Here is a 14,814-nt window from a genome sequence, read left to right on the forward strand (position 1 = left end):
GTAATTTGCCCGGCAATTCGAATTATTTCAGGCTGATAGAGATAACACTTGCCAGTTGAAACTAAATTTCGCACCACCTGATTCGCTTTCTTCACAGATGACCGTTCCGCCCATTGCCTGGGCAATGGAGCGTACAATCGCCAATCCCAGACCACATCCCCCCGTGCTCCGGTCACGGCTGGGATCAAGGCGAACAAAGGGGTCGAAGATATGTTCACGGGCGTCCTGGGCGATACCCGGCCCATCATCTTCAACAATGAGTGTTGCGAAGTTACCCTGATGTATCAGACTAACTTCCACTGTCGAACAGCAGTAACGCAGGGCATTATTAACTAAATTATCCAGTACTCTTTCCATTAACCGCATATCCAGAACGCCATAATTTGCCGTATTCAGCGTTTTCACCCGAATGTTATGGTCTGGATTCAAGGTTTGCACATCATCCAAATGCGTCGTTAACCAGTGGGGGAGATCCACTTCACTGAGGCTTAGCTCATTTTGCGGTCTGTCCAGCCGGGCATAAGTGAGCAGCTCTTCAATCAATGACTCCAGTTGACCAATATCGCGATTTAGCGCCAGCGATTCTGCTTCACTCAGGTTATCGCTCATTTCCAGCCTGTAGCGTAATCGTACCAGAGGGGTACGCAGCTCGTGGGCAATACCATCGATTAGCTGCTTTTTGCTGACAATCAGAGCGTTAATGTTGTCAGCCATTTGGTTAAAGGCCACGCCAAGGCGGGCAAAACTGGAGTTACTGTCAAAATGCAATCGTTCGGTCAGATGGCCTTCGCCAAATCGTTGCGCTGCCGCTTCCAGCTTCAACATATCCTGCCAGTGTGGGCGCATCCAGATAAACACCGGAAAGGCGAGAGAGAAGGCGATAAAAGCAATTAGCGCCACATCAAGTAAGCGCATCTGGTGCAGGAAATAAAGATAGGGCACAGGGCCGACAGCCAGAACGTAGTGGCTGCGGGGAATACGCTGGATAAATGTATATTGGTCCTCAAGCGCCACAATTTCACCACTGCGTAAACGCTGCATTGCACGGGGCTCAAGCTGGTAATATTGCAATGGTTCTACACGAAGGTCGAAAGAGAGATTCAGGTCCATCTCTTTTAAGGTTTTTCCCCATTCGCGAGGGGGAATTTCCCGCAGCTCGCTACGCATCAGATACAGGGAGCTTTTCATTAAATCATCCAGGGACTGCTTACCGGCGCGTTCAGCGGTGAATTTATATACCAGCCCCACTAACAAGGTCATTACCAGAAAACAGGTGAAGAGAAGCAGATAAAACTGAACAAAAAGTTTTTTCATATCTTAACCCGTTTATTCCCAGGCGTGTGGCGCGAACAAATAACCTTTATTACGAATAGTTTTGATCCGGTAAGGTTCGGCGGCGTTATCGAGTAATTTCTTACGTAAACGAGAAACAGCGACATCCACGCTTCGATCTAAGCCGTCATAACTGACACCGCGCAGACTCATCAGTAGGGCATCGCGGTCCATTATTTGCCCGGCATGGGTAGCCAGTTCCCAAAGCAGTTCGAAATCGGCAGTAGAAAGCACGACCTCTTCTCCGGCAAGAAGTACACTGCGATTAATAGGATCGATACTCAAAGAACCAAAGCACAACGTGCTATGCATTTTCAGCACAGAGTCCTGAATACCTTTGCTCTGTTGCGTTAGTTCATTTTGTCGCAAGTGCAAACGTAACCGCGCCAGCAACACAGCCGGGGGTGTCGTTTTCAGAATATAGTCACAAGCCCCCAATTCCAGCGCCAGAATATGATTCATGTCGCTATCAAGTGATGTCAGAAGCACAATAGGGCCGGCATATTTACCACGCAAATCACGACAAATACTCATCCCGTCTTTGCCAGGAAGCATAATATCCAGCAATACCAGGTTTGGTTGAATGCTGGCAATGACTTCTTCCGCCTTATCACCACGCGGTTCGACGATAACATTAAGATCATGTTTTGCCAGATAAGCAGCAATCAGAGAGCCTACTTCAGCATCATCTTCGACAAAAACGAGTGTGTTCATAATATTCATAGTGGAAATAAAAACCTCACCATACACTGGCACGTTTTACCTGCATATCAATCGTTCCTAAACAAAAGAGCATAAGGTATTCTACTGAGAATATGTTATTAAAGTGTTAAGGTGAATGAGGATGGGTTTAGTATTCAAAGCTGCACTTGGTGCGCTGGTCGTGGTGTTGATAGGCTTACTGGCAAAAACAAAAAATTACTATATTGCAGGTTTAATTCCCTTATTTCCGACCTTTGCGTTGATTGCTCACTATATTGTGGCAAGCGAACGAGGGATTGAAGCATTACGAACAACCATCATCTTCAGTATGTGGTCGATCATTCCCTATTTTGTTTACCTGGCCTCTTTATGGTATCTCACCGGATTTATGCGCCTGCCCGCAGCACTCGGAGGGGCGGTTATCTGCTGGGGGCTTAGCGCATGGTTGTTAATTTTCTGCTGGATAAAACTGCATTAACGCAGATGACGACCACCATCCAGGGGAAAACTACGCCCGGTAACAAAACAGCTTGTGAGCAAATAATCAACTAATTCAATTACTTCCTTTTCACCAGGTGCGGTTTTCATCAGTGATTTATTCAGTGCCTGCTGGCGATACTCCGCATCGTCATGTTCGTTAAATAAAATCAGCGATGGTGCAATAGCATTGACTTTAACTTCAGGCGCCAGTTTGCGGGCAAACGACCTGGTCATATTATCCAGCGCGGCTTTACTTGCAGCATAGGCGATATGTTTATCGCTACCGCGTTCGACGACGTAATCAGTGAAGTGGATAATATCGCTCGCTGCGTGTCCATGGCCGCGCAGTAACGGTTCCAGTGCATGGTTGAGTAAGTACGGCGCGCTAACATGGATCTGCATCATGCATGATAAAACGTCCGGGAGTGGAATCCCCGGCTTCTCTGCCATCCAGGCACTGGCGTTATGCAAAATCGCCCGTAAACCCGGTGTTGCAGCTTTTACCTGTTCAGCAAATGCTAATATACCTTCATCTGTGGAGAAATCAGCCTGAATACAAAGCGCACCGGCCTTCTTCAAACCATCAATTGCCGGGTAGTGTGTTCGGTAACTGACAATTACAGGTTGTTTTTGATTGATAAAATGCCATGCGAGAGCGAGGCCGATGCGACGGCCTCCACCCGTAATAAGAACAGGGAATGCGCGGGAATGACCCATCGTAGCTCCTTAGCGTCAAACGATGGGATTCATGTTATCCCACCAGTATCCACGTCGCAGGAATAGCCGCGACTAACAGTAAACTAATCAGCACCATTTCCTGGCGGTTCAATACATTATCATGGGTATGTGTTTTACGTGCGTACAGGAATACCAGAAGACCTGGAGCATACAACACAACAGATAACAGCAAATGCATTGGCCCGGAAGCATAGAGTAACCATAAGCCATAAATGCATGCGCCGACACCTACAGCCTGATGTATTGGGCGAGTGGCAATTTTAAGTAAATAGGCACCGACCAGGAAATAGGGCACCAGAATCATCTCTGAAGCAATGGTCAACAATGTGTTGTAATCAGAACCGGTAAGCCAGATCAATACCAGCGATACTTGCACGCAAATGTTCGTCAACCATAAAGAGGCTGAAGGTGCTCCATTGGCGTTCTGACGAGCGAAAATACGAGGGAACGCTTTGTGAGTTGCAGCAAGAAACGGTACTTCGGCTGCCATAATCGTCCAGCTTAAATAAGCACCACAAACGGAGACGATTAACCCGGCGGCGATAATAACTTCACCCCATGGGCCCATCATTTTGACCAGCAGACCCGCCATTGATGGGTTACGCAACTCAGCCAGCTCCGGGCGAGCTACAACACCAAGCGAAAGTAACGTCACCAGTAAATAGACACCAAGCGCAGCAAGAACAGCCAGCAACGTGGCACGACCAACATCGCGTTTATTTCTTGCACGAGAGGAGACAACAACCGCGCCCTCAACCCCGATAAACACCCACAGCGTGATCAGCATGGTGTTTTTAACCTGTTCCCAGACCGGAACGCCTAATTCAACGCCAGTAAAATCAAGGCTAAAAATATCCATGCGAAACATTAAAAATGCCAGCACGATAAATAAACCGAGCGGCAGAAGTTTTGCCAGTGTCGCGACCAGGTTGATAGTGGCAGCGGTTTGTACACCACGTAACACCAGAAAATGAACAACCCACAACAATAGCGAAGCACCCACAATAGATTGCCAGGTGTTGCCATCACCGAACAGACGCAGTTCTGGGGTATCAGTAAAGAAGCTGAGTGCCGAGAAAACGATAACCAGATACGAGACGTTGGCAACTACCGCACAAAGCCAGTAGCCCCATGCAGAACAGAAACCGATCAATTCTCCAAATCCTTCACGGGCATAAGTGAAGATGCCACCGTCAAGGTCAGGGCGAATTCTCGTTAATACCAACATGGCAAAGGCCAGTAACAGAATTCCGGCCCCGGTAATGGCCCAGCCGATGAGTAAGGCCGCCGGACTGGCAACTGCCGCCATATTTTGCGGCAGGCTGAATACGCCAGCGCCAAGCATTGAGCTTAATACCAGCGCGGTGAGTGCGCTCAGTCCCAGTTTTTTTTCCATCGGTGTCCAGTCATCAAAACGAGTGAGTCAGAATAATTATTAGGGCAAAACGCATAAAAATGGTGAATGCCACTAAGGCGCGCGATTTTACGGGGAGAGTAGGGGCCATGCAATGGCTTAAGCAATATTTATCACTAAAAATGCGAAAGGCGGCACAAAGCCGCCTTCAATTTATTACCTGTTGTGATTATTTATACAGGTCAGCACTGATTGTCATGTTGTTACCACGTTCCTGCCACTGGCGAGTAATGTGGTAATACTTGGCACCTTTTTTCGCCGCACGCTTAGCAACCTGATAAGAAATTTCAGTCATGTTGCCATAATTACCCGTGAATTTAATGCTGTCGAACGGCACCATCATTGCCGCTGTCGCTTTGTTCACTTCCTCGACTTTAGTGCCATCCGGCAGCGTGACAGTGTAACGACCACCTTTCGATGATTGAGTCTCGAAGAACAGGCCAACATCTGAACCTGGAGAAGCATTGCTGGCTACCCCTGGAATTTCAACTTTTTTCGCTGCTTCACCACCCGCGGCGATTGCTGCGCGTCCGGCCTCTGAATCAGCGGGGATGACATCCGCACTTTGTACTACACGTTTTTTCGCATCTTTTTTGTAGATAAATGCGGTAATACGCTGGTTGCCGCCCTGGTTGGCGTCAATCTGACGAACGATAAAAAAGGCGTATGCCCCTTTCGCTTTTGCCGCCTTCGTTACCGCCGCATTAACTTCTGGCTGGCTGCGGTAGAAACCCTGAACGGTGACAGTATCAAACGGTTCCAGCTGGACAGCCTGATCTTTCGGCAATTCAACGACACCATTAATGACGCGATTTTTCTCAACTTCAGCTTTCTGAGCATCGGCTTTATAGAGGTCTGCAACAACGCGCCAGTTACCGCTGTTGCCAAAATCAGAGGTATCAACAACATAAAAAGAGGCTGCGCCTTCTTTGTCTGCACGGCGGGAAACGGCTTTTACCGCATCGCCAATCGCGTTAAAACGACCGGAAATTACTACACGATCATAAGGTTTTAATGCTGCCGCTTGCTCCGGCGTCAGTTCTGTCGCTGCATTTACAGAAAAAGCAGTCGCAGAAAGCAGTGCGGACGCCAGGAGTGTGTTCTTAAGCTTCATAAAAATAATCCTTCGCCTTGCGCAAACCAGGTACTGGTATTGTTATTGACTAGAAACGTCGCTGATTATGGCATTTAAATTAGGTCAATGTCTGCGGTAATTTTCATTCCCCATGTAACAGTCAATCAGATACGCACTATCCTTTAGCCAGAAGTTTAAAAAACAGACATTGCGTGGCAGAAACTTATGATCTACATAATTTTTATAAGTTAATTTAATGTTAACTAGGCGAATGCGGTGGAGATTAATCATGTTTTGCTATTGGCTATAAGAGAATTATCAGTTGTTGCCATGATATCTAAGGTCAATATCCCGCTTCAGATGCTGAATCGTTCAGATTTCGCCAATGCACGTATAAATACCCTGTTTTGCCGCTAGATCACTGACGCTATTTTCAGTAGCTTATAGCAAGTTTGTTACAGTTTTTTTCCGGGGTAATACATACCTCTAACGTAAGAGCGCTTTGGCCTTTTACGATCACTGACAAACCATCATCCAAAACCGATGGAAGGGAATATTATGCGAATTGGCATACCAAAAGAGCGGTTAACCAATGAAACCAGAGTCGCTGCAACACCAAAAACGGTTGAGCAGCTACTGAAACTAGGTTTCACCGTCGCAGTAGAGAGCGGCGCGGGTCAACTGGCAAGTTTTGACGATAAGGCATTTGAACACGCAGGGGCGGAAATAGTCGATGGCAACGCCATTTGGCAGTCAGAGATTATTCTCAAAGTAAACGCACCTGAAGATGAAGAAATTCCGCTACTCAAAGCGGGAACAACACTGGTTAGCTTCATCTGGCCTGCACAAAATCCTGAACTGATGCAAAAACTGGCGGAGCGCGACGTGACCGTCATGGCAATGGACTCTGTGCCACGTATCTCACGTGCGCAGTCGCTGGATGCATTAAGCTCAATGGCGAATATCGCGGGTTACCGCGCGATTGTCGAAGCCGCACATGAATTTGGCCGCTTCTTTACCGGGCAAATTACGGCTGCTGGGAAAGTGCCTCCGGCCAAAGTTATGGTCATTGGCGCTGGGGTTGCGGGCCTTGCGGCTATCGGCGCGGCTAACAGTTTGGGGGCGATTGTTCGCGCCTTTGACACCCGCCCGGAAGTAAAAGAACAAGTACAGAGTATGGGCGCCGAGTTCCTCGAGCTTGATTTCAAAGAGGAAGCAGGCAGTGGCGATGGTTATGCCAAAGTAATGTCTGAGGCGTTTATCAAAGCCGAAATGGAACTCTTTGCTGCTCAGGCAAAAGATGTCGATATCATCGTTACTACCGCACTTATTCCTGGCAAGCCTGCACCAAAACTTATCACCCGTGAAATGGTTGACTCCATGAAATCGGGCAGTGTGATTGTCGATCTGGCGGCCCAGAACGGGGGTAACTGCGAATACACCGTACCAGGCGAAATTTATACTACTGAAAACGGCGTAAAAGTGATTGGCTACACCGATCTGCCAGGTCGCTTGCCGACCCAATCTTCACAGCTTTACGGTACTAACCTGGTCAACCTGCTGAAACTGCTTTGCAAAGAGAAAGACGGCAACATTACTGTTGATTTCGATGATGTCGTGATTCGTGGTGTGACGGTGATCCGCGATGGAGAAATTACCTGGCCGGCACCACCGATTCAGGTTTCCGCTCAGCCACAGACAGCACCGAAAGCCGCGCCCCAACCAACGGAACCGGAAAAACCGGCTTCGCCATGGCGGAAATATGCCTTGATGGCTTTGGCCATTATTCTCTTTGGCTGGATGGCAGATGTCGCGCCTAAAGAGTTCCTTGGTCACTTCACCGTTTTTGCCCTTGCATGTGTCGTTGGTTATTACGTGGTCTGGAACGTTTCTCACGCGTTACATACACCGCTGATGTCTGTCACTAACGCAATTTCGGGGATTATTGTTGTCGGAGCATTGTTGCAAATAGGCCAGGGTGGCTGGGTTAGCTTCCTGAGCTTTATTGCGGTGCTTATCGCCAGCATTAATATTTTCGGTGGTTTCACTGTAACTCAGCGTATGCTGAAAATGTTCCGCAAAAATTAAGGGGTAACATATGTCTGGAGGATTAGTTACAGCTGCATACATTGTTGCCGCAATCCTGTTTATTTTTAGTCTGGCGGGGCTTTCAAAACACGAAACTTCGCAACGGGGAAATAACTTTGGTATAGCCGGGATGGCGATAGCGTTAATCGCTACCATCTTTGGGCCGGATACAGGCAATGTTGCATGGATTCTGGTGGCGATGATCATCGGTGGTGCAATTGGTATCCGCCTGGCGAAAAAGGTTGAAATGACCGAGATGCCAGAACTGGTGGCGATTCTGCACAGCTTCGTAGGTCTGGCGGCGGTGCTGGTTGGTTTTAACAGTTACCTGCATCATGATGCTGGCATGGAGCCAGTACTGGTCAATATTCACCTGACGGAGGTATTCCTCGGTATCTTTATCGGTGCGGTAACGTTCACCGGTTCGGTTGTGGCGTTCGGTAAATTGTGCGGAAAAATCTCCTCAAAACCGCTGATGCTACCAAATCGTCATAAAATGAACCTTGCGGCACTGGTTGTTTCCTTCCTGTTACTGCTTGTTTTCGTTCGCACCGAAAGTGTTGGTCTGCAAGTGTTGGCACTGCTGGTGATGACCGTGATCGCACTGGTATTTGGCTGGCATTTAGTTGCATCTATCGGCGGGGCGGATATGCCTGTCGTAGTATCAATGCTCAACTCATACTCTGGTTGGGCTGCGGCAGCCGCAGGCTTTATGCTGAGTAACGACCTGTTAATTGTTACTGGTGCGCTGGTGGGGTCTTCTGGTGCCATCCTCTCTTACATTATGTGTAAGGCGATGAATCGCTCATTCATCAGCGTTATCGCCGGTGGCTTTGGTACAGACGGAATCTCCACAGGTGATGATCAGGAAGTTGGTGAACATCGTGAAATCACTGCGGAAGAAACTGCTGAACTGCTGAAGAACTCACATTCAGTGATTATCACTCCAGGTTACGGCATGGCAGTGGCACAGGCTCAATATCCGGTAGCGGAAATCACGGAGAAACTGCGTGCCCGTGGCATCAACGTGCGTTTTGGGATTCACCCGGTAGCAGGGCGTTTGCCTGGCCATATGAATGTGTTACTGGCAGAAGCGAAAGTGCCGTACGACATCGTGCTGGAAATGGACGAAATCAATGATGATTTTGCCGACACGGATACCGTACTGGTCATTGGTGCTAACGACACGGTTAACCCAGCGGCACAGGACGATCCTAAGAGTCCAATTGCCGGGATGCCAGTTCTCGAAGTGTGGAAAGCGCAAAACGTAATTGTCTTTAAACGTTCGATGAATACCGGTTATGCCGGGGTGCAAAACCCGCTGTTCTTTAAAGAAAATACTCATATGCTGTTTGGTGATGCTAAAGCCAGCGTGGATGCAATATTGAAAGCACTTTAAGTAAACCTCAGTGCACAACGGCCTCTTCGGGGGCCGTTTTTTTAAGCTCATGTGATGTAAATACGCAGATTTAATTTTTGCTCTCATGAAATGCAGCTAAATTCTTAGCCTGTATTACGCTATAAGTACTAGTCCTCGTCAGATAACGCATGAGACGTGAGAATGGCTAACTGGCTGCACTGGCGTAATATACCAACTGCAAAAACGTTGTTTGTGATGATTTTTATCGCCGGGATCGGGTTAATCATCTCGGTTGTGGCATTACTTTATCTGTCGTTACATCTAATCAGCTCTAAAGCTAATGAGATTGATAATCGGCGTGCTGCATTATCCGTCGAAGGGGCAATACAGACTTCGGTATTTCGAGTGTCATCGTTAGTACTGGATAATGCCGTCTGGGACGAAGCAGTGAAAGAAACGTATCGATCCGAACTTAATACTGACTGGTTATACAACACCTGGGGATCAGGTTTTAAAGTTAATAACCTTTATGACGGTACATTTGTCCTTAATGAAAATTTCGAGGTGCTCTGGGGGGCATTTCGCGGTGAAACGTTAAGGGGAAATGAACGCCATTTTTTTGGTAAAGGGATCGAAGCGTTAATTGATAAACATGCAGATGCGTTAAAAAACGGCAAAAATATCTATTCGGGGATCACCCGCACTCAGGCTGGAATTGCCTTTGTGGGCATCGGTTTGATTCGCCCTATGGCTGAAGCTTTCTCTTTTACACAGCCTTCTCGCCGCTATTTACTGATCACCCGGCATTTAAATAACAATATTCTGCACGCGTTGGGTAATACCTTTCAAATTGCCCATCTTTCATACAGCGAAAATGAACCTGGTACACCTCATATTCCGCTCACCAGTTCAGCCGGAGAATTATTAGGTTATCTCAGTTGGCAACCACGACTTCCTGGGGCTCAGGCAGCCGATGCGGCATCAAGTCAGATTACACAAATAGTGGCACTGGCATCGGCGCTCATTCTGTTATTTATATTGCTCAGCAGCGTGGGGCTATACAAATTAGCCCACGGCGAACAGAAGGCGAGGCGGATTGCCCGCATTGACTGGTTGAGTCGTTTACCAAATCGTCGTGCTTTAATTGAAACACTGGAAGATTTACGTAAACGTGGAGAATGTGATCTCAAAAGTGTTGTGTTTATTGATCTCGATGGCTTTAAAGACATCAATGATATCTACGGACATTATGTTGGCGATCAGTTGATCATCTCCCTTGCCCAGACGTTACAGGTATTAACACCGAAAGACGGAATGCTGGCGCGGATGGGCGGTGATGAGTTTGCGCTGATGATCGGCGGTAAAAAATCAGAGCAAATAGCGACGGAATTTGCAGATAAGGTAATGAAATATCTTAATAATCCTGTACAGCTGGGTGAGCGTTCTATTCACATTAGTGCCAGTATTGGTATTGCCAGTGGTTCACTGGTTGAATGCACCAGTTCGGAGTTATTTCGTCGGGCGGATATCGCTATGTATCACGCGAAAGCAACGGGCAAAGGGCGCATTACGCATTACGATGCTGAACTCAATAGCGCTCGGGAACGGCAACTGACAATCGAGAACGATATTCGACTGGGGCTGGAAAGAAATGAATTTGACGTCTGGTATCAGCCAATCGTCGATGCCCGCACACAGTTAATGGTGGGGGTTGAAGGGCTGGTTCGCTGGAAGCGACGTCCTGCAGGAGAACTTCGTCCAGATGATTTTATCCCTGTTGCCGAAACAAGTGGTCTCATTGACGCTCTGGGGCAATTCGTATTACGCCGAGCCTGTTATGATCTTCATCCTCTGAGTGAGCTTAAACTGTCGGTAAATATCTCCCCGGCACAGTTTCGTGATCCCGAATTTGAAGACAAAGTCGCCGGCGTCTTAAACGAAACATGTTTCCCGGCCTCCCGTTTACAACTGGAAGTCACTGAAACCTACGTTCTGGAGAATCCAGACCGCGCGAAATCAGCAATTGCTAACCTGAAAGCACTGGGTACAGCTATTGCTCTGGATGATTTTGGCACTGGATATTCCAGTATTGGGTATTTGCGGCGATTTAATTTCGATGCCATCAAAATTGATAAATCTCTGGCTGGACTGGTGGATAATGACGATCAGGCTGCGGCACTGGTTAGCGGAACGGTACGTATTGCCAGTGCGTTAGGCATGTTGGTGACTGCGGAAGGCGTGGAGACAGAGAAACAGATGAAACTATTACGCCTGGCTGGCTGCGACCGTTTACAGGGCTTTTATTTCAGCCAGCCGATGCCGATAGAATCACTGATGCAATTACGCCAGCAGCGTCATTGCTGAGCCAGAGCCTGTAATTTTTCACGAAATCCGGTGACTGAAATAGCGCGATTGTCTGCACGCCAGCGATCTTTTGCCGCTGGTGCCGAACTTTGTACGCCGATAACCTGCCAGCCATCATCCGTATGCAACATCAAGGGGGAACCGCTGTCACCAGGAAGCGTATCGCACTGATGAGACATCACAGACGTTTGCGCCCACCCGGTGATCACACAATCCTGATGTGCGTAGAGCGAATCAAGATGATCTTCCGGGTAACCTGATTGCGTTACCTTGCGATCTGCAGCTTTTAAAGCTGCGGTCAGTGCGGCTTTATCACCAGAAAAAAGTGGCAAAGGCGTGATACCGGAAGGCGGATAACGAAGCACGATCAAGCCAAAATCCCATGGAGCTGCTGCAGGCGGTACAATCCAGCCATCACCATCTGCTTTCAGTCGTTTACCAAGCCCCGGATCAACCCGACCTTCAATACCATGAATTTCATAGCGCCATACCCCTTTACTGGAAATAAACCGTAGGGCGACAGGTTTATCCAGTTTGCCACCGGGAGGCGTCAGTAAACAGTGTCCGGCAGTGAGAGCCAGATTTGGCGCAATAAGCGTTGCGGTACACAGATTTCCACTGGCGGTTTCCAGCTGACCAATGGCATCCCAGGGCGATTTGCCCGGAGCATTAACCGGAACGCGATCATCCTGACCAAAAAAAAGGGTTTTAACCTCATCCGCATTCGTTGTGGTGGCAGCAGCCTCGTTGGCAACATAATTCATCGCAGTAAGACAAACAGATCCCAGCAATACAGCAACGGTTTTACGCATAGTTCACTCTGATGGGGAATTATGATTATGAAAGCTATACCCTTGCTATTAACTATATACGGGACACAAAGATAGTGGTAATAAAATCAGACAACTACGCGTAGATTAGAAAAGATAAAACCGGGCGGCAACTATTGCACATAATATAAGTCCGATGAGAATGATCTCAAAGCGATACTGACCCACTTTGGTCACCTCCACGGTAACGGGTGAATGCTCAACAATCGCTAATATGGCACGACGAAGCGTGCCATATTAGCGAATAAAAATTACGCTGCAGGCTGAGTAGCAGGTTGTGTTGCTGGTTTAGCCGTTTGCTGATGATGTTTTTTGGTGTGTTTTTTAGCCGCCTGAGCTTTTTGCTCTGGTGCTTTTTGCACGCTTGTCGCTTTCGCTTTTTTGTGATGTTTTTTAGCAGCTTGTGCTTTCTGTTCTGGTACTTTTTGTGTTACAGCCTGATGATGTTTTTTGTGCATGGTTTTTGCCGGGGCTGTTGTGGTTGCAGTCTGAGCAGCAAACACAGCGGATGAAAGACCCATAGTGGCTACAACCAGCAGAGCTAATACTTTTTTCATCTTCATTCCCTCAATTCTGTTTTACAGGTAACCTCAAAGTGAGGCCGTGAAATAACTCTACTGCGGGAAATCAATTCCTTCCGTGAGAGAATGGTTTCGGCGTGTAACCTAATGTACAAGCGATATTGCACCTGCGGAAATTATTAATTTTATAATATTAACACAGTTATTTGTCCTGAAAATGTCAGACGCGACTGTTTGTATTTCGTATTAACTACGGTAGGATATATTGCGAGTAATACAACACGTTAACTTTACTCTAAATAATTTGAGTTGCAGGACCAAACGCCAGTAGTATTTTTGAACAACACTGGCATTGGCCCGGAAAGGCCGGGTAACACGCAACTTGAAGTATGGCGAGTATACATGCAGACAGCGCAATGAATCCTTTCATTTGGGTAATATTTGTACTTCTGGCGCTTGATGCCGTCAGGGAATTAGCGGGCGAAGCGTCTATTCTGAGTTTTATTGTTGGTTTTTTATAAAAATAACCCCCGACTATTTTAGTTAGGTCGGGGATTATATTTACGCATGTAACCTTTGATGTAAGCTGCTACCTACTGCAATCGCCAGTATCAGCATCAAAGCTATAAAGCCACCTACTCCCAACCAGCCGTAGTTATGCCAGAAGACACCGCCGAGTGTTCCGGCAATACTTGATCCCAGATAATAGCTAAACAGATATAGCGAGGAAGCCTGACCTTTTGCCCGCCGTGCACGAGGACCAATCCAACTGCTGGCAACAGAGTGTGCGGCAAAAAAACCAGCCGAGAACAGAAGCATTCCGGCAAAGATCAGCCACAGCGAACTCCATAAAGTGAGTAATAAACCAAACAGCATCAGCGCAATAGCTGATAACATCACAGGACCTCGCCCGTAACGAGTCGTCATTGCTCCCGCCTTAGGCGAACTCCATGTTCCGGTGAGATACGCCAGCGATAACAACCCTACCACCGCCTGACTTAAGTGCCATGGCGAAAGCATCAGTCGGTATCCGATATAATTAAACAAGGTGACAAACGACCCCATTAATAAAAAACCTTCGATAAACAACAGCGGTAATCCGCGATCACGCCAGTGCAGACGAAAATTAATCATTAGCGTTTTGGGGCGCAGCGATGTGGGTCGAAAATGACGAGATTCCGGCAAAATTTTCCAGAACATGAGTGCTGATGCCAGCGCAAAACATCCAATCGCCGCGAGAGCAATGCGCCAGTTAAAAAAGTCGGTAAAAACACCGCTGATTAAACGCCCACTCATTCCGCCAATTGAGTTGCCACTAATGTATAGCCCCATAGAAAAAGCCACAAAGCTCGGGTGAATTTCCTCGCTTAAATACGTCATACCAACCGCCGCCACGCCACTTAATGACAGACCAATCAAGGCACGCATTATCAAAATGCCATGCCAGCTGGTCATCATGGTAGAAAGCAAGGTACAACACGATGCCAGTAACAGGGCGGTAACCATCACCGGTTTACGCCCGATAGCATCAGAAAGCGGCCCGGTAAACAATAAGCCCACCGCCAGCATCGCCGTTGAAATTGAAAGGGAAATACTGCTGCTGGCAGGAGATAAACCAAACTCTTGTGACAAAACAGGTAGAATAGGTTGCACACAATAAAGCAGTGCAAAAGTTGCCAGCCCTGCAGAGAAGAGCGCCAGTGTGACGCGCATAAACTGGGGAGTACCACGTTTTATATAGACATTCGGCTGGGATAGCTTTTTTCCGTCAATATCGCTCGCCGTTGCGCCATCGACAGTTGTAATACGACTCACTTGATTTCCTTGCTCTACATCCCCGTAATTATCGGTAACGGGTATGACCACACCCTAAGCGTAGAAAAATCCGATTATTATGTCTAATATATTAA

14 protein-coding genes are annotated in these 14,814 nt (G+C 47.5%); 5 read left to right on the top strand and 9 right to left on the bottom strand.

The annotated features are described in order from the left end of the window. Positions 1 to 27: 27 nt before the first annotated feature. Positions 28 to 1,314 carry a two-component system sensor histidine kinase RstB gene (gene rstB / locus EFER_RS07225; protein WP_000732930.1) on the bottom strand — a complete coding sequence of 429 codons (1,287 nt, stop codon included), beginning with the start codon at positions 1,312 to 1,314 and terminating at the stop codon, positions 28 to 30. 12 nt (positions 1,315 to 1,326) lie between these two features. Next, positions 1,327 to 2,046: a two-component system response regulator RstA gene (gene rstA / locus EFER_RS07230; RefSeq protein ID WP_024256438.1), complete on the bottom strand. Its 720-nt coding sequence runs from the start codon at positions 2,044 to 2,046 to the stop codon at positions 1,327 to 1,329. 130 nt (positions 2,047 to 2,176) lie between these two features. On the opposite strand from rstA, the gene EFER_RS07235 reads away from it, so the two are divergent. Continuing rightward, positions 2,177 to 2,512 carry a GlpM family protein gene (locus EFER_RS07235; protein ID WP_000524815.1) on the top strand — a complete coding sequence of 112 codons (336 nt, stop codon included), beginning with the start codon at positions 2,177 to 2,179 and terminating at the stop codon, positions 2,510 to 2,512. On the opposite strand, the gene folM is transcribed toward EFER_RS07235, so the two are convergent. The 3 genes from folM to ydgH all read right to left on the bottom strand — a co-directional run bounded on the left by folM (position 2,509) and on the right by ydgH (position 5,780). Further along, complete coding sequence (folM, locus tag EFER_RS07240) at positions 2,509 to 3,231, bottom strand: dihydromonapterin reductase (protein WP_000510131.1); 723 nt, start codon at positions 3,229 to 3,231, stop codon at positions 2,509 to 2,511. The two genes, EFER_RS07235 and folM, sit on opposite strands and share 4 nt — an antisense overlap. 34 nt (positions 3,232 to 3,265) lie before the next feature. Next, complete coding sequence (locus EFER_RS07245; protein ID WP_000412346.1) at positions 3,266 to 4,648, bottom strand: amino acid permease; 1,383 nt, start codon at positions 4,646 to 4,648, stop codon at positions 3,266 to 3,268. Between the two features lie 187 nt (positions 4,649 to 4,835). After that, the gene (gene ydgH / locus EFER_RS07250; RefSeq protein ID WP_000769305.1) at positions 4,836 to 5,780 is read right to left on the bottom strand and encodes a DUF1471 family protein YdgH; all 945 of its coding nucleotides are present in this window, start codon (positions 5,778 to 5,780) and stop codon (positions 4,836 to 4,838) included. A gap of 519 nt (positions 5,781 to 6,299) precedes the next feature. Here ydgH and pntA point away from each other — a divergent pair. The 3 genes from pntA (at position 6,300) to EFER_RS07265 (ending at position 11,553) form a co-directional block, all read left to right on the top strand. Then, the gene (pntA, locus tag EFER_RS07255) at positions 6,300 to 7,829 is read left to right on the top strand and encodes a Re/Si-specific NAD(P)(+) transhydrogenase subunit alpha (RefSeq protein ID WP_001219372.1); all 1,530 of its coding nucleotides are present in this window, start codon (positions 6,300 to 6,302) and stop codon (positions 7,827 to 7,829) included. Between the two features lie 10 nt (positions 7,830 to 7,839). Then, the gene (gene pntB / locus EFER_RS07260; RefSeq protein ID WP_000014024.1) at positions 7,840 to 9,228 is read left to right on the top strand and encodes a Re/Si-specific NAD(P)(+) transhydrogenase subunit beta; all 1,389 of its coding nucleotides are present in this window, start codon (positions 7,840 to 7,842) and stop codon (positions 9,226 to 9,228) included. Positions 9,229 to 9,390: 162 nt separating this feature from the next. Beyond that, entirely contained in the window at positions 9,391 to 11,553 is a 2,163-nt protein-coding gene (locus EFER_RS07265; protein ID WP_000024699.1) for a bifunctional diguanylate cyclase/phosphodiesterase, read from the top strand. On the opposite strand, the gene EFER_RS07270 is transcribed toward EFER_RS07265, so the two are convergent. From EFER_RS07270 to asr, 3 genes are all read right to left on the bottom strand, one after another. Beyond that, positions 11,544 to 12,365: a trypsin-like serine peptidase gene (locus EFER_RS07270; protein WP_001232988.1), complete on the bottom strand. Its 822-nt coding sequence runs from the start codon at positions 12,363 to 12,365 to the stop codon at positions 11,544 to 11,546. The two genes, EFER_RS07265 and EFER_RS07270, sit on opposite strands and share 10 nt — an antisense overlap. Before the next feature lie 105 nt (positions 12,366 to 12,470). Then, positions 12,471 to 12,566, bottom strand: a complete 96-nt coding sequence (ydgU, locus tag EFER_RS24895; protein WP_455550734.1) for a small membrane protein YdgU — start codon at positions 12,564 to 12,566, stop codon at positions 12,471 to 12,473. A gap of 68 nt (positions 12,567 to 12,634) precedes the next feature. Beyond that, positions 12,635 to 12,940, bottom strand: coding sequence for an acid resistance repetitive basic protein Asr (gene asr / locus EFER_RS07280; RefSeq protein WP_000756310.1), 306 nt, complete (start codon positions 12,938 to 12,940; stop codon positions 12,635 to 12,637). A gap of 380 nt (positions 12,941 to 13,320) precedes the next feature. On the opposite strand from asr, the gene EFER_RS24555 reads away from it, so the two are divergent. Then, the gene (locus EFER_RS24555) at positions 13,321 to 13,425 is read left to right on the top strand and encodes a KPN_01571 family protein (protein ID WP_220131863.1); all 105 of its coding nucleotides are present in this window, start codon (positions 13,321 to 13,323) and stop codon (positions 13,423 to 13,425) included. A 40-nt stretch (positions 13,426 to 13,465) separates the two neighbouring features. Here EFER_RS24555 and EFER_RS07285 read toward each other — a convergent pair whose 3' ends face one another. Beyond that, positions 13,466 to 14,719, bottom strand: a complete 1,254-nt coding sequence (locus EFER_RS07285) for an MFS transporter (protein WP_000087120.1) — start codon at positions 14,717 to 14,719, stop codon at positions 13,466 to 13,468. Positions 14,720 to 14,814 lie beyond the last annotated feature (95 nt).

The sequence above is a fragment of the Escherichia fergusonii ATCC 35469 genome, assembly GCF_000026225.1.
GTDB classification, from domain to species: domain Bacteria; phylum Pseudomonadota; class Gammaproteobacteria; order Enterobacterales; family Enterobacteriaceae; genus Escherichia; species Escherichia fergusonii.

Coding starts and splice junctions, on each gene's coding strand:
- folM (WP_000510131.1), bottom strand. CDS start 3,231: ATGGGTCATTCCCGCGCATTCCCTGTTCTTATTACGGGTGGAGGCCGT.
- rstA (WP_024256438.1), bottom strand. CDS start 2,046: ATGAACACACTCGTTTTTGTCGAAGATGATGCTGAAGTAGGCTCTCTG.
- asr (WP_000756310.1), bottom strand. CDS start 12,940: ATGAAAAAAGTATTAGCTCTGCTGGTTGTAGCCACTATGGGTCTTTCA.
- EFER_RS24555 (WP_220131863.1), top strand. CDS start 13,321: ATGAATCCTTTCATTTGGGTAATATTTGTACTTCTGGCGCTTGATGCC.
- EFER_RS07265 (WP_000024699.1), top strand. CDS start 9,391: ATGGCTAACTGGCTGCACTGGCGTAATATACCAACTGCAAAAACGTTG.
- pntB (WP_000014024.1), top strand. CDS start 7,840: ATGTCTGGAGGATTAGTTACAGCTGCATACATTGTTGCCGCAATCCTG.
- pntA (WP_001219372.1), top strand. CDS start 6,300: ATGCGAATTGGCATACCAAAAGAGCGGTTAACCAATGAAACCAGAGTC.
- EFER_RS07245 (WP_000412346.1), bottom strand. CDS start 4,648: ATGGAAAAAAAACTGGGACTGAGCGCACTCACCGCGCTGGTATTAAGC.
- ydgH (WP_000769305.1), bottom strand. CDS start 5,780: ATGAAGCTTAAGAACACACTCCTGGCGTCCGCACTGCTTTCTGCGACT.
- rstB (WP_000732930.1), bottom strand. CDS start 1,314: ATGAAAAAACTTTTTGTTCAGTTTTATCTGCTTCTCTTCACCTGTTTT.
- EFER_RS07235 (WP_000524815.1), top strand. CDS start 2,177: ATGGGTTTAGTATTCAAAGCTGCACTTGGTGCGCTGGTCGTGGTGTTG.
- EFER_RS07270 (WP_001232988.1), bottom strand. CDS start 12,365: ATGCGTAAAACCGTTGCTGTATTGCTGGGATCTGTTTGTCTTACTGCG.